Annotated in this window: 16 protein-coding genes, 1 tRNA gene and 1 pseudogene; 5 read left to right on the top strand and 13 right to left on the bottom strand. The window is 35.9% G+C overall.

Annotated elements, in window-relative coordinates; all coding sequences use genetic code 11:
- Positions 1-81 precede the first annotated feature (81 nt).
- Positions 82-158, bottom strand: a tRNA-Ile gene (locus ACYIAM_RS07435).
- Between the two features lie 216 nt (positions 159-374).
- Between ACYIAM_RS07435 and ACYIAM_RS07430 the strand changes: the two genes are divergently transcribed.
- Positions 375-734, top strand: coding sequence for a DUF4156 domain-containing protein (locus ACYIAM_RS07430; protein WP_483747815.1), 360 nt, complete (start codon positions 375-377; stop codon positions 732-734).
- Positions 735-809: 75 nt separating this feature from the next.
- Here ACYIAM_RS07430 and serC read toward each other — a convergent pair whose 3' ends face one another.
- The 6 genes and pseudogenes from serC to ACYIAM_RS07400 all read right to left on the bottom strand — a co-directional run bounded on the left by serC (position 810) and on the right by ACYIAM_RS07400 (position 8,517).
- Positions 810-1,895, bottom strand: a complete 1,086-nt coding sequence (gene serC / locus ACYIAM_RS07425; protein ID WP_483747814.1) for a 3-phosphoserine/phosphohydroxythreonine transaminase — start codon at positions 1,893-1,895, stop codon at positions 810-812.
- Between the two features lie 160 nt (positions 1,896-2,055).
- Positions 2,056-3,429, bottom strand: a complete 1,374-nt coding sequence (gene argH / locus ACYIAM_RS07420) for an argininosuccinate lyase (RefSeq protein WP_483747813.1) — start codon at positions 3,427-3,429, stop codon at positions 2,056-2,058.
- A 214-nt stretch (positions 3,430-3,643) separates the two neighbouring features.
- Positions 3,644-4,861 (bottom strand): annotated as a pseudogene (locus ACYIAM_RS07415) (argininosuccinate synthase); the annotation flags it as partial.
- A gap of 88 nt (positions 4,862-4,949) precedes the next feature.
- Positions 4,950-5,729 carry an acetylglutamate kinase gene (argB, locus tag ACYIAM_RS07410; RefSeq protein WP_483747812.1) on the bottom strand — a complete coding sequence of 260 codons (780 nt, stop codon included), beginning with the start codon at positions 5,727-5,729 and terminating at the stop codon, positions 4,950-4,952.
- A 76-nt stretch (positions 5,730-5,805) separates the two neighbouring features.
- On the bottom strand, positions 5,806-6,816 hold the full coding sequence (gene argC, locus ACYIAM_RS07405; protein ID WP_174796940.1) for an N-acetyl-gamma-glutamyl-phosphate reductase: 1,011 nt from the start codon (positions 6,814-6,816) through the stop codon (positions 5,806-5,808).
- A 237-nt stretch (positions 6,817-7,053) separates the two neighbouring features.
- The gene (locus ACYIAM_RS07400; protein ID WP_483747811.1) at positions 7,054-8,517 is read right to left on the bottom strand and encodes an aminoacyl-histidine dipeptidase; all 1,464 of its coding nucleotides are present in this window, start codon (positions 8,515-8,517) and stop codon (positions 7,054-7,056) included.
- Positions 8,518-8,663: 146 nt separating this feature from the next.
- Here ACYIAM_RS07400 and gpt point away from each other — a divergent pair, with 146 nt between their 5' ends.
- From gpt to proA, 4 genes are all read left to right on the top strand, one after another.
- Positions 8,664-9,200: a xanthine phosphoribosyltransferase gene (gene gpt / locus ACYIAM_RS07395; RefSeq protein ID WP_174796938.1), complete on the top strand. Its 537-nt coding sequence runs from the start codon at positions 8,664-8,666 to the stop codon at positions 9,198-9,200.
- Positions 9,201-9,223: 23 nt separating this feature from the next.
- Complete coding sequence (locus tag ACYIAM_RS07390) at positions 9,224-10,480, top strand: alpha/beta hydrolase (RefSeq protein ID WP_483747810.1); 1,257 nt, start codon at positions 9,224-9,226, stop codon at positions 10,478-10,480.
- 28 nt (positions 10,481-10,508) lie between these two features.
- A complete protein-coding gene (proB, locus tag ACYIAM_RS07385; protein ID WP_174796936.1) occupies positions 10,509-11,618 on the top strand; it encodes a glutamate 5-kinase in 1,110 nt (369 codons plus the stop codon).
- Positions 11,619-11,791: 173 nt separating this feature from the next.
- Complete coding sequence (gene proA, locus ACYIAM_RS07380; RefSeq protein ID WP_483747809.1) at positions 11,792-13,045, top strand: glutamate-5-semialdehyde dehydrogenase; 1,254 nt, start codon at positions 11,792-11,794, stop codon at positions 13,043-13,045.
- Positions 13,046-13,103: 58 nt separating this feature from the next.
- Here the strand turns inward: proA and trhP are convergent, their stop codons facing one another.
- The 6 genes from trhP to ACYIAM_RS07350 all read right to left on the bottom strand — a co-directional run bounded on the left by trhP (position 13,104) and on the right by ACYIAM_RS07350 (position 18,917).
- Positions 13,104-14,447, bottom strand: coding sequence for a prephenate-dependent tRNA uridine(34) hydroxylase TrhP (trhP, locus tag ACYIAM_RS07375; RefSeq protein WP_174796934.1), 1,344 nt, complete (start codon positions 14,445-14,447; stop codon positions 13,104-13,106).
- Between the two features lie 1,311 nt (positions 14,448-15,758).
- A complete protein-coding gene (locus ACYIAM_RS07370) occupies positions 15,759-16,289 on the bottom strand; it encodes a tail fiber assembly protein (protein ID WP_483747808.1) in 531 nt (176 codons plus the stop codon).
- A 1-nt stretch (position 16,290) separates the two neighbouring features.
- Positions 16,291-17,712 (bottom strand): hypothetical protein, encoded by a 1,422-nt coding sequence (locus ACYIAM_RS07365; RefSeq protein ID WP_483747807.1) that lies wholly within the window; start codon positions 17,710-17,712, stop codon positions 16,291-16,293.
- 70 nt (positions 17,713-17,782) lie between these two features.
- Complete coding sequence (locus tag ACYIAM_RS07360) at positions 17,783-17,950, bottom strand: hypothetical protein (RefSeq protein WP_483747806.1); 168 nt, start codon at positions 17,948-17,950, stop codon at positions 17,783-17,785.
- The gene (locus ACYIAM_RS07355; protein ID WP_483747805.1) at positions 17,947-18,645 is read right to left on the bottom strand and encodes a hypothetical protein; all 699 of its coding nucleotides are present in this window, start codon (positions 18,643-18,645) and stop codon (positions 17,947-17,949) included. Before ACYIAM_RS07355 ends, ACYIAM_RS07360 begins: the two co-directional genes overlap by 4 nt.
- Positions 18,645-18,917 (bottom strand): hypothetical protein, encoded by a 273-nt coding sequence (locus ACYIAM_RS07350; protein ID WP_483747804.1) that lies wholly within the window; start codon positions 18,915-18,917, stop codon positions 18,645-18,647. Before ACYIAM_RS07350 ends, ACYIAM_RS07355 begins: the two co-directional genes overlap by 1 nt.
- Between the last annotated feature and the right edge of the window lie 5 nt (positions 18,918-18,922).

The raw sequence follows: 18,922 nt of genomic DNA, 5'->3' as shown, positions 1-18,922 counted from the left end.
ATTTTACCGCCACTTAATAAAATTGACTGATTTTCATAATGTGATTTTTAAACGTAAGCTTTTGATTATATTGATTTAGAATGGTGGCCCCTACTGGACTTGAACCAGTGACCAATCGATTATGAGTCGACTGCTCTGACCAACTGAGCTAAGGGGCCATTTGGATGCGCTACTGAGTTAGTAGGGTTATGATTATAATAGAGTTGAATCAAATTTGCTATAGTTAATTAATAAAATAGGTCAGTTTGATTATTTATTAAACTTTAATTTATTGGATTTTATGCAAGTTTAATTACTGATATTTTTTGTTTAATTAAACTGATACAATAATTTGGCTTATTATTGTTTGCTATTTTATTGGTTGAGGGAATGTTATGTCTATAAAAAAATTATTATTTATTGGTGTTGCGATGTTTGCAACCTTGCTTTTAGGTGCTTGTAGTAGTTCTAAATATCAACCTACTTCTGCTGGTAGTCAAGTTCAGTTTATTGATACTAAGCCTGCAGCTTCTTGTCAGTTATTAGGTAAAGCGGAAGGACGTCGTAGTAGTTTCTTTTCTGGCCTTAAAACGCATAGCGAGCTAATTCACGATGCGGCTTCTGAGCTGATGAATAAGGCTGCTGCAATGGGGGGGAATGTGATTTATAACGCACAAGATACTTCTATGCAATATATTTCGGATATTGCGCCAACAGATGCGGTTATGGCTGGTGATGTTTATAGTTGTAAATAAGGCTAGTTAAATAAGAAAGGGAGCTTTGCTTCCCTTTTTTATTGGTATTAATGAATTGTAATATCTTGAGTTAATTTAACCATTTTGTTTTTCAAATTGCTGCATAAAGTCAATTAAATAATTCACTCCTTCTTGATCCATCGCGTTATAAATGGATGCACGCATTCCACCTGCAATACGGTGACCTTTGATGCCAATAATGTTAGCTTGAGTTGCTTCGCTTACAAATTTTTTATCTAGTTCTTCATTTGGCGATAAGAAAGTGACATTCATAATTGATCGATTCGCTGTTGCGACAGTATTTCGATAAAAATCGGATTGATCGATAAATTGGTATAGTAATTGCGCTTTGGCTTGGTTTCGTTGCTGCATTGCTTTTAGTCCACCAAGGCTTTTTATCCATTTAAACACTAAGCCTGACATATACCATGCAAATGTAGGTGGCGTATTAAACATGGAATCGTTATCTAATAAGATTTTGTAATCTAATACTGATGGTAGGATTTTTTGCGCATAACCAATAAGATCTTCACGCACAATAACAATGGTAATACCTGATGGACCAATATTTTTTTGTGCTCCAGCATAAATAATGCCATATCGGCTTACATCAATAGGTTGCGATAATATGCATGATGATAAGTCTGCAACCACGGTTTTATTGCCAAAGTTGGGGGCTTCAAAGATTTGAATCCCATCTATTGTTTCATTCGGGCAATAGTGTACATAGGCGGAATTATCATTTAATTGCCATTCTGACATAGGTTTGATAGCTGTTAGTCCATTTTGTTTGATAACAACATTTTGTTCATTAATTTGGCAATATTTGCTGGCTTCTTTGGCTGCGCATTGGCTCCAATAACCGCTGTTAATATAGTCTGCACTGGTTTTGTTACCTAAGATATTTAATGGAACTGCGGCAAATTGTGCTCTAGCACCACCTTGGCAATAGAGGATTTTGTAATTATTAGGGATGTTTAAAATTTCACGCAGGTCATTAGAGGCTTCAATAGCACATGCATCAAAATCTTTGCCTCTATGGCTTAATTCCATGACCGATGCGCCTGTATTACGCCAATTTAATAATTCAGTTTGAACTTGCTTTAATACATCAGCAGGCAATTTTGCAGGACCTGCACTAAAGTTATAACTTTTATTCATTGCGATTCACTTTAATCCATTCAAAAAAGGATTCTATTTTTACACTGTATGGACAGATATACAATCAGATTTTTTGTAAAAAAGTTTCAGGAAACTATGTGTTTTAGTATAAAAACACCGGCGAATGCCGGCATGGTTGTAATTAGATTGATATAGGTGATTATGAAAGTTGTTGCTTGGCAACTTCAATCGCTGATTTTACCTGCTGTGGTGCAACGCCGCCTTTAGCACAGCGTTTAGCTAAACAGGATTCTAACGATAATATTGGATAGACATCACTATCGATAACGGGGCTGAACTTTTGTAGTTCGGCAAGCGAGAGTTCTTCGAGTGCTTTTTGCTTTGCTATCGCATCAACAACGGCTTCGCCAACAATGTGATGAGCTTCGCGGAATGGTATGCCTTTGGCAACTAAATAATCAGCAAGTTCGGTTGCATTTGAATAACCTTGTTTAGCGGCTTCTTGGCAGTTTGTATAGTTAATTTTGATATCTTCTAACACTAGTGCAGCCATATCTAAACATTCTTGCCAAGTGTCAAGCGCATCAAATAGGTGTTCTTTGTCTTCTTGTAGATCTTTATTATAAGCAAGAGGTAAACCTTTGATAGTCATGAGTATTCCCATTAGAGCGCCAGTGACCCGCCCTACTTTGCCGCGAATCAGTTCTAATGCATCGGGATTCTTTTTTTGTGGCATGAGTGAAGAGCCTGACGTAACGCGATCTGATAACTCAACAAAGTTGGCTTCGCCACTGTTGAAAATAATAAGATCTTCAGCAAAACGCGATAGATGTACCATGCCTATTGAGGCGTTATTTAATAATTCAACAATATGATCACGATCAGACACCGAATCTAAACTATTATTAGTTTCTTGAGTAAATCCTAACCAATGCGCCAATTGCTCACGGTCCATTGGATAGGCGGTTCCGGCTAATGCACCTGAGCCTAATGGGCTAACGTCTAAGCGTTTTAATGTATCTTGTAAGCGGCTGACATCACGGCTAAGCATTTCAAAATAGGCTAAGCACCATTGTGCAAAAGTAATTGGTTGTGCTCGTTGCAAGTGGGTATAACCGGGCATAATGGCATTTTGATGCTGTTCGGCAGTTATAACCAGAGATTGTCGCAAGTGATTAATCGCACTAATTAAGTAAGGGATTTGATCTTTACACCATAGTTTTAAATCTGTCGTTGATTGGTCGTTACGGCTTCGCCCTGTATGTAATTTTTTACCTAAGTCGCCAATTTTTTCGATCAGTTTTTGTTCAACCCAACTATGTATATCTTCGGCATCACTTTGTAAAATCTGTTTGGGATCTTGTTGAACCGAAATCAGTAATTCATTTAAGGCTTTTTCTAATTTTTTTTGTTCATCATAAGATATTACGTTAACTGTCACCAATGCTTTTGACCAAGCAATTGAACCCATGATATCTTGCTCTGCAAGACGATAGTCAAAGCGCAATGAATCATTAAAATGCTTAAATCGTTGATCTGCCGCTTGACTAAAACGTCCTCCCCATAATGCCATAATTACCTCAATATTATCTTTAATAATTGCTTAAATAATTTAAATTTTATCAAGAATAAAAATAATATATACAGGGTTTAACCTGTATATATTTATTATTCTCACTATTTTATTTGCGCATTAGCTTTTACTTTTTTGCTTTTGTTGCTGATTTTTTAGCTGCTATTTTTGTGTTATTAGCGGATTTAGCTGTTTTAGCTTTTTTTGCAGGTTGTTTTTGCTTTTCTTCATTTAATGCACGTATTCGTGATGATAACGAGAATAGACGAATAAACCCACCAGCATGGCTATGATCATAAACTTCATCTTCACCAAATGTGGCAAACTCTTCGCTGTATAAGCTATTTGGTGATTGCTTTTGTACCGCAGTCGCGTTACCTTTATAAAGTTTAACCACTACTTCACCGGTCATATCTTGCGCTAAAACTTCAGCTGCGGCTTGAATTGATCGACGATATGGAGCAAACCAGCGTCCATCATAAACAACGTAAGCCATTTCTAAACCAAGTTGTTCGCGCCATTTAAAGCTGTCACGATCTAAGATTAATTGTTCTAAACCGCGTAATGCTGTCATCATGATTGTTCCACCAGGCGTTTCATAACAACCACGTGATTTAATGCCAACTAGGCGATTTTCAATAATATCAACTCGTCCAACACCATGTTTTTCACCAATTTTATTTAATGTTGCAACACAGTTGTAAGGCGATAATTTTTTACCATTGACTGAAATCACTTCACCTTTTTCAATGCCAATGGTCACCAATTCCGGTTTGTCTGGCGCTTCTTCTGGCGAAACAGTCCAAGCCCAGCAATCAGCGTTAGCTTGGTTCCATGTGCTTTCTAACACGCCGCCTTCGGTTGAGATATGCCATGCGTTTTCGTCACGGCTGTAAATTTTTTCAACAGTTGCAGTAGTTGGAATTTTACGTACTTTTAAATAATCAATCAGTGCTTCACGTGAACGTAGATCCCATTCACGCCAAGGTGCAATCACTTTAAGTTGTGGCGCGAGTGCAGCATAAGTGGTTTCAAAACGTACTTGGTCATTACCTTTACCTGTCGCACCATGGCATAATGTATCAGCGCCAACCTCTAGCGCATACTCAACTTGTGCTTTAGCAATAATTGGACGAGCCATCGAGGTACCAAGATAATAGGTACCTTCGTATAAAGCTCCTGTTTTTAAGACAGGGTACACATAGTCTTTAACAAATTCTTCTCGTAAATCAACAACTTTACAAGCAACTGCACCCGATGCTTTGGCTTTTTTTTCTACATCTTTTAATTCTTTTGGATCTTGACCTACATTAGCAACGAATGCATAAACTTCACACCCGCCATAATTTTCTTTTAACCAAGGAATAATCGCCGATGTATCCAAACCACCTGAATAAGCCAATACAACTTTTTTTGTTCCACTTTTTTTCATGCTACACCCTTTCTAAATTAACTTACTATAAAAAATGAGTTAGAGACCCTTACTTTAAATTGTTAAATATAGCTAACCAGCTTAATATTTAAGCAACAATTCTTGTACCTGTTGTACCTGATTGCCCATTAAATAATTTAATCAGTTGGTCAGACTCTTTCCAACTAGCAATTGCAATCGGTCGTCCTAAGGCTTTGGCAGCTTCGAAAGCGGAATTGACTTTTACGACCATGCCCTCTGTAATAATACCTTTGGCAATCAATTGATCAGCTTGCGATTGCATTAGTGATTCAATGCGTTGTTTATTTTCATCAAGTACGCCAACCACATCAGATAGCAATATCAAGTCAGCATTTAAGATCTTAGCTAGCGCAACCGCAGCGTGATCGGCATTGACATTCATCATTTGCCCTTCTTCAGTGATACCAATCGAGCTGACAATTGGTAAGTAACCGGCATTAATAAGTAGGTTTATTAATGTAGGATCGCCGGTTTTGGCTTCGCCAACATAACCAAGGTCTTCCGAAATTTGCTTGACTTCTACACTATTACCATCAGCTAAGCAGAGTCCCACACTGGCTATTTGCTGTTTTTTAGCTTCTGACAATAAAGTGGTATTAGCACTGCCAGCAAGGCTACCGACAATGACGTCAATTTGGTCAGCAGGAGTGACTCGTAGCCCGTTTCGACGTACCACGGGTAAAGAGAGTCTATCCATTAGTGAATCGACCACTGTACCACCGCCATGCACAATAATTAATGACCGTTGAAAATTCTTTTTATATTCACTAATAACAACAAATAATTTATTTAAGGCATCTTTGTTATCAAGTAATACACCACCAAGCTTTATAATTAATGGTTTCATTTTAGTTTCCTATTAATTTAACTTACTGCTAATTTATTCAATAATTTTTTACAGAATTTAAATATTTCATCCATTTTTATAATAATGATGTGGTTTCATCAAAACCATATCGAATATTCATACACTGCACTGCTTGTGCTGCTGCACCTTTTAATAAGTTGTCTTCAACAGAAATTAATATTAAATGGCGATCTTTTAATACAAAACCAATATCACAATAAGGCAAACCAATGACAGATTTTAATGCCGGCCAATCTTTTTGATAAACTCTGATTAAAGGTTTATTTTGGTAATATTTATTCAAAGCCGTAAGAATATCTTGTGATGTTACGCCTTCTTTTACTCGGCAAGTTATAGTGGCATGAATACCTTGTTTAAAACTACCTAAATGAGGTATAAAGATCACTTCTTGACCTAAATGTGTCGCAATTTCGGGTTGATGGCGATGAGTAAACAACCCATAAGCATGTAAGCTCACTTCGCAAAATATATTATTATGCGAAGGTTTTCGCCCTGCTCCACTTACACCACTGACGGCATTAATAACAGGCCATTGTGAACTGTCTAGTAGTTCTTCTTTAATTAATGGTTTTAGTGGTAATTGCGAAGCGGTAGGATAACACCCTGGTACCGCAATAAGTTGAGCTCTTTTGATCTGTTCACTATTCCATTCAGCTAAGCCATAAACGGCTTTGTCTAACCATTTTGGATGTTGATGGGTGAAGCCATAATAATCAGTATAAAAAGTGGCGGAATTGACTCTAAACGCACCAGATAAATCAAAAACGGTACAGTCATGTTCTAAGAAATAAGGGGCAATAGTGTGACTAACGGCATGTTCAGTAGCTAAAAACACGATATCGACATCATTAATATAAGCGGAATAATCCGCAGTGGCTATAAGCGGTAAATCAACAACACATTTTAACTGGGGATGTAAATCGTAATCAGAAATGAGCTTGCCACCATCTTGGCTGTTTTCTGATACAATTAAAGCAATAAGTTCTATATGCGGATGCTTATGTAAATAATAAGCTAATTTTGCACCAGCATAACCACTCGCTCCTACAATAATGGCCTTTAACATACCTATCCTTATCTATTTTTTATACAATAATTTGTATATAGTAGGTTATTTATAAGGCTATTACAAGTGTCAAAATGAATTTTTATTCACTTTTTATGAATTTAATTTCATTTTGTTTTTTTGGGGATTTTGTCCTAATATTTTAAGTGAATCTAATTTATGATTTTATTTTCTTGAGTAAATACAAGCAAACAACTTCAAATACCTACCGATAAAAATCGGCAGGTATACGTTAGATTATTTTAAAAAACTTGCCGATTTTAATATCGCTATCAATAATTCCCAATAGCGGTAAACGCTTTGTATGTTTACTTTTTCGTCTGGTGAATGTGGCGAAACAATCGTTGGCCCAATTGAAATCATATCCATATTTGGATAACTTTGTTTAAATAAACCACATTCAAGCCCTGCATGAATCACCATTATTTTTGCTTGCTGAGAAAAAATTTCGAGATATTTATCTTTAGCTAGTTTAAGTAATTGTGAATCTAAATTAGGTTCCCATCCTGAATAACCACCACTTATTTCATAATTGGCATTCACAAGTTGACTAAGAGATATCAATGTCGATACAACGGCATCTTTAGCACTATCAACTTGAGAGCGAATTAAAAAATGGGCATTAAGTTGGTTATCTTCAATATTAACAATACCGAAATTGAGTGATGTTTCAACCACACCATGAAGCTGATCACTCATTCTAACCACACCATTAGGTGCTGTATTTAACCAATCAATGATCTTATTTTGATGTTCAGTGGTTAATACACGTTTTACTTTATTGGATTCAACCTCTGATAAAATTATTTCGATAGCAGGCTCTGCATGACCTAATTCGCTGTGTAAAATAGTTTGATATTGTCTAACAATAGCTTCTAATTTAGGTAAATCTTGTTTATTTAGTGTGATTTCAGCAAAGGCTTCTCTTGGAATAGCATTGCGTAATGATCCTCCTTTTATATCGGCTAATCTAAACGAGATATCTTGTGCATATTGCACTAAAAAACGAGCCATTAATTTAATTGCGTTACCACGACCAAGGTGAATATCACAACCTGAATGCCCACCTTTTAACCCTTTAAGCGAAATACTCATATAACAATCATGTTTTTCAGGTATTACTGCATAAGTAATAGCAAAAGTCGTGGTAAAGTCAACACCGCCAGCGCAACCAGTAAATATTTCGCCTTCGTCTTCAGAATCAGTATTAATTAAATAGTGGCTTTTTAACCAATTTGGTTGTAAACCAAAGGCACCATGCATGCCAGTTTCTTCTGATACTGTTATTAACACTTCAATCGGCCCATGTTCAACAGTAGGATCAATTAACACAGCTAACGCAGATGCAAGCCCAACGCCGTTATCTGCACCTAATGTTGTACCTTTGGCTTTTACCCATTCACCATCAACATAAGCTTGAATTGGGTCGGTTAAAAAATCGTGACTAGTGCCTTCATTTTTTTGAGGCACCATATCCATATGGGCTTGCAAAGCAATCGACGGGCACGCTTCCATCCCTTTAGTAGCAGGTTTGGTTAATAAAATATTACCTACTTTATCAAGCTTGCAATCAATGTGATTCCTATTGGCAAAATCAACAATATATTTGGTTATCATTTGCTCATGATGAGATGGGTGGGGAATTTTACAAATATCATTAAAAATCTGCCAAACAAATTTAGGTGTTAAGGTAGAAAGCATAATATAACCTCAATTATTAAGTAAGTAATAAATTAATGAGTGGTTTTTTTTAACTAATCACTCTATAATAAGGTGCAATTTTACAACTATTTTTAGTCCATTAATATTTATTTATTCGTACATTCGATTAAAATTGCAGGTTACACATGTCAACAGAACAAACTTTATTAACAGAAGAAGAAATCCAAGCAAAAAAACAACACAAAGCAGAACTTATTGCTGAAAAGAAAAAATTCAATGTCACTTGGGAAATGTTACAATCCTACGGGCGTCAACTCTCAGAACGTTTATTACCTGCTAACCAATGGAAAGGTATTATTGCCGTTAGTCGTGGTGGATTAGTTCCAGCAGCTATCTTAGCGCGTGAATTAAGTATTCGTTATGTCGATACGGTTTGTATTTCAAGTTACGATCATGATCATCAACGCGAAAAACTAATATTAAAACAGGCAAATGGCGATGGTGAAGGCTTTATTGTCGTTGACGATTTAGTCGATACAGGTAACACAGCTCATACTATCCGCGAAATGTATCCAAAAGCACACTTTGTTACTATTTTTGCAAAACCAGCAGGTAAACCACTTGTTGATGATTATGTTATTGATATCGATCAAGATACTTGGATCGAACAACCTTGGGATACTGGCGTCATGTTCGTTAAACCAATTTGTGATCATAAATAATCAATAAGGAAATTAAGGTTGTTATGGCAACTACCGAAAATCTAACGGCACAGATATTTAAACCACAATTTGATTATCCTGAAACATCAACACTCATAAATCGTATCGATAGTAGTGATGGTAGTAGTATTAGCGCGTTAGATGGGGAAATTGATTCGAGGTGGTATCGCATTATTAATCCCATTTTGTGGCATTGGCGTGGATTACCTAAATTAGAAGCTGAAGCGGTTTTATCCAAAATTGCCGCTTCAACTAGACATCATACAAATGATAACTGGCTAGATACGGTTGTTGGTTATCAATCTGGTAACTGGATTTATGAATTTTTAAACCAAGCAGCAATCTGGCAAGCGAAAGCAGAGTCGATAGATAGAACGAATCTGAGCAATGAAGATAAAAATAATTTACTCAATTATTACCTTATTGCCAGTGAATTTTCAAGTATCGCCAGTTATCCCCATTTTAAAAATGATGAACTGGCAATGTATGCCCAAACTTGTGCTTATCAAGCTTATACAAAAGCACTTGGTTTTTCACCGTTTTTGATTAAAGAGCTTGAATTTAAGGTTGATAATCGTAGCGCCAAAGCAATTTTACATCTACCAAAAACTGAAAAAGCGTGCCCTGTTGTGCTAATCTGTAATGCATTAGGTAATTTGCAAATCGATTACTATCGTTATTTTAGTGAGTTTTTAGCCCCACATGGATTTGCTATGTTAACCGTTGACTTACCGACTGTTGGATATAGCCGTAACTTTGCTTTAACACAAAATAGTAGCCTAATTCATCAAGCTATATTAGAGCAATTGTCCTCTGTGCCATGGGTTGATGATCATCGTGTTTTTGTTGCTGGCTTTCGTTTTGGTTCACATATTGCTACACGTTTGGCCTATTTAATGCCAAATAAAATAAAAGGATTGTTTAACTTCACTCCATTTGTTCACCAAATTTTTGTTGATAATGAGCTGCAAAAAAATCTACCTAATAGCTACAAAGATATGCTCGCAAGTCGCTTGGCATTACCTTCGATATCCAATCAGCAATTAGCGGCAGAATTGAAATACTTTTCACTAAAAAATCAAGGACTTTTAACTCATTCTTGCCATGTACCGGTGATGAATATCATCTTTGAGGATGATAAGCTAAGCAATCTTTGTGAAGCAAAATTGATTTATTCAATTAAGCAAAATAAAGTAGTAACAGTGTCTAAAAAACAGTTACAAAAAAGTTTGCATCAAGCGTTAACTCAATCAGTACAATGGATGGAGTCTATTTTATAATTCATGATTTAAAAATAAGAGCAATGTTATGATCAATAAAAAACAACAAATTGTTGTTGTTAAATTAGGTACCAGTGTGTTAACTGATGGCACAAAACAACTCGATCGGGCACGAATAGTTGAGCTAATAAGACAATGTGCATGTTTACATAAAGATGGACATAAAGTTATTATTGTTACTTCTGGCGCAATTGCAGCAGGTCGCGAATACTTAAACTTCCCTACTCTACCTAATACTGTTGCATCAAAACAATTGCTCGCATCGGTTGGCCAAAGTAAATTAATACAGCTTTGGGAACAGCTGTTTTCTATCTATAAAATCTATATTGGCCAAATGTTACTTACCCGTGCCGACCTTGAAGATCGTGAACGATTTTTAAATGCCCAAGATGTGTTAAAAGCCATGTTGGATAATCATATCATTCCAGTTATTAACGAAAATGACGCGGTTGCAACTGCCGAAATAAAAGTTGGAGACAATGATAATCTATCAGCGCTAGCCGCAATTTTAGCCGAAGCTGATAAACTGATTTTATTAACCGACATTGAAGGCCTCTATACAGCCGATCCAAGATCAGATAAAAGTGCCAAGTTAATTCATGAAGTCGATCATATTGATGATAAATTACTAAGCATTGCTGGTGATAGTGTTTCGGGACTTGGTACTGGTGGTATGACAACAAAATTACAAGCAGCAAAAGTTGCTGGCAGTGCGGGTATTGAAGTTGTGATTGCAGCAGGAAACAGAGCTAATGTCATTATTGATATTATCAATAATCACCCTGTCGGCACACGATTTCTTCCTCAAAAAACGCCACTAGAACATCGAAAACATTGGTTATTTGGCGCACCCAAAGCAGGCAAAGTGTTATTAGATGATGGTGCTGTTAATGCGATTTTAAATAATGGCAGTTCGCTATTACCTAAAGGTATTCTAAAAGTTGAAAAGGACTTTTCGCGCGGTGAAGTTATTGATATATGTGATAGCTTAGGCAAACATATTGCTCGAGGTGTTAGTCGTTATAACAGTGATGCTTTAAGGCAAATTGCTGGGCATCATTCGCAAGAAATTAGTCAAATTATTGGCTATGAATATGGTCCTGTTGCCGTTCATCGTAATGATATGATAATAAAATAACATACAAAAACGAAATAAATAATAGGAAGCTATTAGGGTACGATTGCCAATTGGAAGAGCTTTTAGATTCATTACACAGGATTTTAAAGGATAAAGAAATATAAGTTAACTGACATTAAGCACAAAGAAGTAATATATTTTCTTTTCGCTTAATAAAATAAATGGTGATAACAATGTTACAACAAATGGGTAAAACAGCAAAACTTGCATCATACCAATTAGCACAATGCCCTACTTCAACCAAAAATCAAGTTTTAACCATAATTGCAGAGTTATTAGAACAGCATAGTGAAATTATCCTTGAAGCGAATAAACAAGATATCCAAGCGGCTAAAACGCAAGGGATAAGTGCTGCTATTTTAGACCGTTTATTATTAACACCTGAGCGCTTAGTCTCTATCGCTAGTGACGTAAGAAAAGTAGTTTCATTGACTGATCCAATTGGTCAGATTATTGATGGTTCAACCTTATATAGTGGTTTAAAGCTACAACGCCATAGAGTTCCTTTGGGGGTTATTGGTGTTATTTATGAAGCAAGACCAAATGTAACGATTGATATTGCAGCACTTTGCTTAAAAACGGGTAATGCAGCAATATTACGAGGTGGTAAAGAAACAATGCATACCAATGCCGCCACAATCTCGATTATTCAACAGGCTTTATCTCAAGTTGGATTACCCGAAGCGACTATACAGTATATTGATAATCCTGATCGTAAATACATCACTGAATTACTTAAACTCGACAAATATGTCGATATGATTATTCCTCGTGGTGGGTCAGCTTTACATACATTATGTCGCGAACATTCAACAATCCCTGTCATTACCGGTGGTATTGGCGTCTGCCATACTTTTGTCGACGAAACGGCTGATTTTGATAAAGCACTTTCTATTATTGTCAACGCCAAAACTCAGCGCCCAAGTACCTGTAATACACTTGAAACACTACTTGTACATACAAAAATTGCCGATACATTTTTACCCAAACTTAGCCAAATTATGGCTGATAATAATGTGGTATTACACGCTGCTCCAAATGCGTATAAAATATTAAAATCCGGTATAGCAAATACTTTTGCAGTAAAAGATGATGAGTTACGCCAAGAATGGTTATCAAAAGACTTGAATGTGGTGATTGTCGACTCCCTTGAACTAGCAGTCGAACATATTCGTGACTATGGTAGTGGACATTCCGAAGCAATTTTAACGCGTGATTTAACTAACGCCCAGCAATTCGTCAATTTGGTTGATTCTGCTGCGGTTTATGTCAATGCTTCAACACGCTTTACCGATGGTGGGCAATTTGGGTTAGGCGCAGAAGTAGCGGTTAGTACACAAAAATTACATGCCCGAGGCCCAATGGGTCTTGAAGCTTTAACCACATATAAGTGGATTGCTTATGGCGATGATTTAATTCGCCAATAACAAAGTAAGATTTAAAATAACTGTTCGGTTATCCCGAACAGTTTTTATTGTTCAATCGCTAATCAAAATTACGCATTAATAATGCATAATTAAGATCTATATCTTCAGGTATTGGAATATAAACAATATGACCATCCCCCAGTCCTGCTGGAACGGGTTGTCCTTTTTTGTTTTCCATACGTTCGATAATGAAGTTTTGATTACCTTTGGGAGTCATCATTTCGACACTATCCCCAACAGAAAATTTATTCTTTACGATAACTTCAGCTAAGCCATTGAGCCTCTCACCGCTAAACTCGCCAACAAATTGTTGCCTTTCTGAAACCGAATGGCTATGTTCGTAATTTTGCATTTCTTCATGCTTATGGCGACGTAAAAATCCTTCGGTATAGCCTCGATTAGCAAGTGCATTAAGTTCTTGTAATAAACGAGGATCAAAAGGTTTACCTTCACTTGCCGCATCAATTGCTTGGCGATACACTTGCGCCGTTCTTGCACAATAATAAAAAGATTTGGTTCTTCCTTCAATTTTGAGAGAATGTACGCCAATTTTAGTTAAATCGTCGACTAACTCCACAGCTCTTAAATCTTTTGAGTTCATAATATATGTGCCATGTTCATCTTCAAAAGCTTGCATATATTCGCCTGGACGCCCTGACTCTTCAAGCATGAATACTTTATTGGTTGTTTGACCAATACCTAATGTTGGCTCAACTTGTTGTACTGGTATCGGTTCACATTTATGAACAATTTGCCCTACTTCGTCTTCTTTACCTTCAGCAACTTTATATTCCCAACGGCATGCGTTAGTACATGTACCTTGATTTGAATCGCGCTTATTGATATAACCAGAAAGCAAACAGCGCCCAGAATATGCCATACATAGCGCACCGTGAATAAACACTTCTAATTCCATTTCGGGCACTTTTTCACGGATTTCAGTAATTTCATCCAGTGATAATTCACGCGATAATACCACTCGAGTTAACCCCATTTGATGCCAAAATTTTACCGTTGCCCAGTTAACTGCGTTAGATTGTACCGATAAATGAATTTCCATATCAGGAAAGTGTTCGCGTACTAACATAATTAAACCTGGATCTGACATGATAAAGGCATCGGGTTTCATGTTTACAATTGGTTCTAAATCGCGAATAAAAGTTTTTAACTTAGAGTTATGCGGTGCTATATTAACCACTACATAAAACTTTTTGCCTTGGGCATGAGCTTCGTTAATGCCGATCGCTAAATTTTCATGATTAAATTCATTATTACGAACCCGCAAACTATATCGGGGTTGCCCTGCATAAACTGCATCTGCACCATATGCAAATGCATAGCGCATATTTTTTAAAGAACCAGCAGGAGAAAGTAATTCTGGTTTTGCATATAAATTTGTCATTAAAAATGCCTCTGATTTCAGGTCAGTATTACTAATTAGTAATAGATTAAGCAAAATAGGATGGGCATTTTACGCTTTAGCCTATCAGTTGGCAAATTTATTATATAGTCAAGCTATATAACGCCAAAACTATACTCATTAAAAAGTGTTTTATTAATCAATATGATTAGATTAGATTCGAACAAATTTACAAATGTTTCTCACTCTTTTAATTTTCAATCATTCTTTTTAGGCAAAGCCACATGGCGCGATACCTATTACAATACTAAAATGAATTTGGATATAACTTAGCAAAATGGAAGTAAATTAAGGAAAAAATTCAAAAATTAAACTAATTACTTGGCACAGTGAATTAATAGAATTATTTTTTTGCAATATTTTTCGAGAAATAATCCTGTTTGTTCGTTATTTTTTGATGCAATAATTGAGAGTATTTATTAGTGGTGGCAATTTAATTCGAACAGTATCTATTTCAACTAATGCTACACAAAGTATTATGGAGACAGTAATTTGAGCATTAGCACTTACATATCAGCCTAATGCTTTATTAAGCAAAGCTACTTATTTTAATAAACTCTCCCCATTACTCAACAATGGTAAATATTCATTCCATCGATATTCTCTAATTGGCATGGGGTTAGCCTCTCTAAAATATAAAACTAACGCAGGCTTGATACCATTCCAATTATCTACAAACTCATACCTGATAAGATAACCATCCTTGATTAACTTCTTCGCTTTTGCATGATAATTAAAATAGCTCATAGTTAATATTGAAAAGTTAGATTACAAAATTGAAAAAATGTGATTACAAAAAATGACAAAATATTGGTTAATTTAAATGGAGGCGCGTCCCGGAGTCGAACCGAGGTAGACGGATTTGCAATCCGAAAACATATTATTATAAATCAATTAGTTGCAAAAATAACTTAGAATATACAGTAATTTTTACCGATTTTTTCATCGTTAAATATCAATAAGTTACTCAATTATATTCTCACGTATTCTAACACTTTTTGCGACCATTTTCTCAAAAACTTCACATTAAAAAACAATCAATATAAAATACCTTCAAAAACACACATAACCTATCATGATAACAATTAAATACCGCATACCAATTTACATAAGAATGACACCCGAAGACTTCGAAAATGAAATCACGGGCGAGTGCTACATTATCAACAGCGAAGAAGATCACAATTACGTGTTCTATCAAACAGCAAAAACGCTATACGATATCGCCGATTTTGTGATGTTACATGACGCTGTTGAGTATTGTAAGTTGAAGATTGATAGTGTGACGTGATGTTATTGCGGTTTTTTAGGGAACACAGCATTAACATCTGACGCATCAACACGAGTAACTAAAATGCGGTATTTTTTCCATTGTTTTAGTTGTGCGTCTTCATCCGATTCTTGCATATCTAAATCAATGATATCTTGAAGCACGGCTATTTTTTCATTAGCTTCGTTGATTAATGAATTTTTTAATGCTTGGTTATTTTTGATGAGATGTTCATTTTTGGCATCTTCATCTAAAACCCATTTTTTGCCGTCCCATTTGCAAAATTCAAACGGCTCTAACAGAGTAAAACCGTTTTTAATTTTACCAAGATAATCAACATCACTTGATTCTTTCGTTTCTGTGTTATATACCGTTTTTTCTCGATGGTCCTCAACTAAAACCCATGCGCCATTTTCCTCGCATGGCCAACAACCGTTTTTGAATTCGGGAGGTATGCGTAATGCATTGTCTGGCGGCAATGTATCATTATTTGCCTCCAGCTCATGTGTAAATGGCTTTAGTTCATTTGTGTTATCAAAATAATAATTAATCATATTAAACTCCTAAATATATAGCTGGCGTCATGCCGATATTAATAACAGTAGTTTCTGTTCCTGTGCGTGTTGCTCGTGATAAATCAAACCCCATTTTTGAGCTAACTCCAACCTCGGTCGGCGAATATTTTGCAATTGATGGGTTAGTGCCGTTTTCATAAAATGGACCATACCCCCCCCAAATGACGCCAGCTCTCGACCCTGCGATACCATCCATGCTAAATCCGCCCGTAATATTACGAATCGCATCATCTTCAGTGCTACCAACTTGTCTGTTGATTCCATTTACTGCACGCTCAAAAAAACCACGACCGTCAGGTGCAAAAGCTGTCGGTACATTAATATACTGTTTACCGTTAATTGTTTTTATCGTAATGCGATGGTCGTTTTTATAATTAGCTGACAAACTGTTTAAAACCTGCCCCTGCGGTGAATCCAGCAAAAAATTATCACCATTTCTAAAATACCAACCAAAAGGCAGTTCATCACGACGAAACGGCATTAATCGTTGGTCGCCAATCATGTCTTTTACAACTATATGATTACCAACAATATAGGTAGGTGAGCCGTTCACTTCTTTTTTAACCGCAGGAACAGTACCGACATCATCAGCAGTTGGTTTATTATTCGGCGAGTAAACACGCTGACCTTGTTCAGTTAGAACTTTTACATCTAACGCCCCGTCTATTGACTGATTATCTACACCCGTTTTTTTGATAAAGCTTGTAGTATCAATTGATAGCACAGCGTTTTTAGCGTCATCTGCGGATTTTTTAGCATTTTGTTCAGATGTTTTAGCGTTGTTTTCAGACGCTTTAGCCGCATTTGCGCTATTACTAGATTGTTGAGCAGAGTTACGAGATGCTGTTGCTGATGCGCTAGCATTATCTGCATATGATTTTGCCGAATCTGAATACGATTTAGCTGATGTACTAGCATTTTTAGCTATATCAGCATTTTTTGTTGTTTGTTCAGCATACCCCCTGCTCTGTTCCAGTAATTCATTGAGTTCATTTGAAATTGCATATTGTGATTTTATTGTAACTTGCCGACCGTCTGGAGCGGTTAGAGTAACTTCTTCTTCACTCGTTAATATCATTTGCCAAGCGTCCAGTTGGATTTGATAATAATTCAACATTTCAGATACACGTAATGCTAAAGCTTCTATAGAAACTTTGGGGGATGTCGGTATTTCGTACGAGACACCCGTCTTACTTGCTCCGCTATAATCCTTTGCCAGTGTTAGCTGTGTATCTGACTGAACGGATGCAATCTCATAAATCTCTATTGTGTTTGATGTTTGTAGCATCAACATTTGTCCAGAACAAATACCTATTAATGGATTAGTCCATTTAGTGTTAATCCCAGTTACTATTTTGCTGTTATTGGTTACGTTTACCGCACCTGTTTTGTACCAAGACATAATTTTCCTCAAATTTTAAATATAAAAAAACCGCCGAAGCGGTTTTTTGATGAATATAGGATATCAAAAGTTATCGTCCCCTAGCTCCTCCTCCAGAGGGTTGACAGTCAACATGAGGAATAGACCCTACTTGCGCAACATCACAAGAAATTTGATTGCTATTCTTTTGTTGTTCACTTAGCCCGATTGAGCAAGCTGATAAAACAAAACATAAATTAATTAATAAAAAAATCTTCATTGATATTTCCTTGTGTCAATATATGCAATATCTCCAATATTTGGATATGACCCCTTGTATTTACCTTCATTATAATACATTAAATGCAGGCCAACACTTGTGTTGATTGCTGTAGAGAAGATATGATATGTTGCGTGCCCATTTTGAGCTCCCGCATGGAATGATTTTAAACCATAACTTGTTGACATGGATGCAACAGGAAATCCCACATCTATCATTATCGAATCTTCTTTTTTATCCCCAAACTCAAAACCAAACAAATTCAAATCTGGTTTTTTTAGAAAACAAATTTCAAGAGGTAAACATGTATTATTATAAACCATTTCCTGCTTTTCATTGTATATTTCTAAACCATATTTAGTTAATCTAGGGACAAAATTGGAAAATAAGTACACTTCCACTGTTGCATTTGCATTAACGTTATCTTGTCGAAATTTTATTACTCGCATACCGTTTTTTGATGTTAATCCCGTTACTCTTATTGGAGCATAATTAGGAGTAGAATTATTGGTATTAATAACACGAATAAAAGGTAAAACAACATAATTATCAGGTATATCTGTATCCAAGATAAATTCCCCTCTTGTGAATTTTTTAACTAAGATGTCTGTTCGTTTTACAAAATTCATAGGCGTTATATTTGGAGATATAAATGTTTTGTTATCATTATTTTTTACAATTAAACCATAACTCATTAGATCGCCCTCAAAAATACAAAAATATCAAATGAGTATCCACCACTATTCCATTGCAATGTGTCGTTATTAATAGAAACATTGAGAGATGCATTAGGCAGACTGTCACCATATGAAGAAATCCAATCAATTACAAACATATCATGCTCAAAAGAATATATTTTTTGACCTTTTGTTTGTGCATTTACATGAAAAAAATCCAAAACATAAACGGGACGGATAAAATTAATAACGTCTCGTTGATAATCATCAAAAACCTGTATTCCAAACATAATTA

The sequence above is a fragment of the Gilliamella sp. X-60 genome (genome assembly GCF_057063585.1).
Note: the sequence above shows the minus strand (reverse complement) of the source record. Positions and strands in the feature narration are given on the sequence as shown.

Coding starts and splice junctions, on each gene's coding strand:
- ACYIAM_RS07350 (WP_483747804.1), bottom strand. CDS start 18,917: ATGTTTGGAATACAGGTTTTTGATGATTATCAACGAGACGTTATTAAT.
- ACYIAM_RS07430 (WP_483747815.1), top strand. CDS start 375: ATGTCTATAAAAAAATTATTATTTATTGGTGTTGCGATGTTTGCAACC.
- serC (WP_483747814.1), bottom strand. CDS start 1,895: ATGAATAAAAGTTATAACTTTAGTGCAGGTCCTGCAAAATTGCCTGCT.
- ACYIAM_RS07400 (WP_483747811.1), bottom strand. CDS start 8,517: ATGCTTTCTACCTTAACACCTAAATTTGTTTGGCAGATTTTTAATGAT.
- proB (WP_174796936.1), top strand. CDS start 10,509: ATGATCAATAAAAAACAACAAATTGTTGTTGTTAAATTAGGTACCAGT.
- ACYIAM_RS07365 (WP_483747807.1), bottom strand. CDS start 17,712: ATGTCTTGGTACAAAACAGGTGCGGTAAACGTAACCAATAACAGCAAA.
- gpt (WP_174796938.1), top strand. CDS start 8,664: ATGTCAACAGAACAAACTTTATTAACAGAAGAAGAAATCCAAGCAAAA.
- proA (WP_483747809.1), top strand. CDS start 11,792: ATGTTACAACAAATGGGTAAAACAGCAAAACTTGCATCATACCAATTA.
- ACYIAM_RS07360 (WP_483747806.1), bottom strand. CDS start 17,950: ATGAAGATTTTTTTATTAATTAATTTATGTTTTGTTTTATCAGCTTGC.
- argH (WP_483747813.1), bottom strand. CDS start 3,429: ATGGCATTATGGGGAGGACGTTTTAGTCAAGCGGCAGATCAACGATTT.
- trhP (WP_174796934.1), bottom strand. CDS start 14,447: ATGACAAATTTATATGCAAAACCAGAATTACTTTCTCCTGCTGGTTCT.
- ACYIAM_RS07355 (WP_483747805.1), bottom strand. CDS start 18,645: ATGAGTTATGGTTTAATTGTAAAAAATAATGATAACAAAACATTTATA.
- argB (WP_483747812.1), bottom strand. CDS start 5,729: ATGAAACCATTAATTATAAAGCTTGGTGGTGTATTACTTGATAACAAA.
- ACYIAM_RS07370 (WP_483747808.1), bottom strand. CDS start 16,289: ATGATTAATTATTATTTTGATAACACAAATGAACTAAAGCCATTTACA.
- argC (WP_174796940.1), bottom strand. CDS start 6,816: ATGTTAAAGGCCATTATTGTAGGAGCGAGTGGTTATGCTGGTGCAAAA.
- ACYIAM_RS07390 (WP_483747810.1), top strand. CDS start 9,224: ATGGCAACTACCGAAAATCTAACGGCACAGATATTTAAACCACAATTT.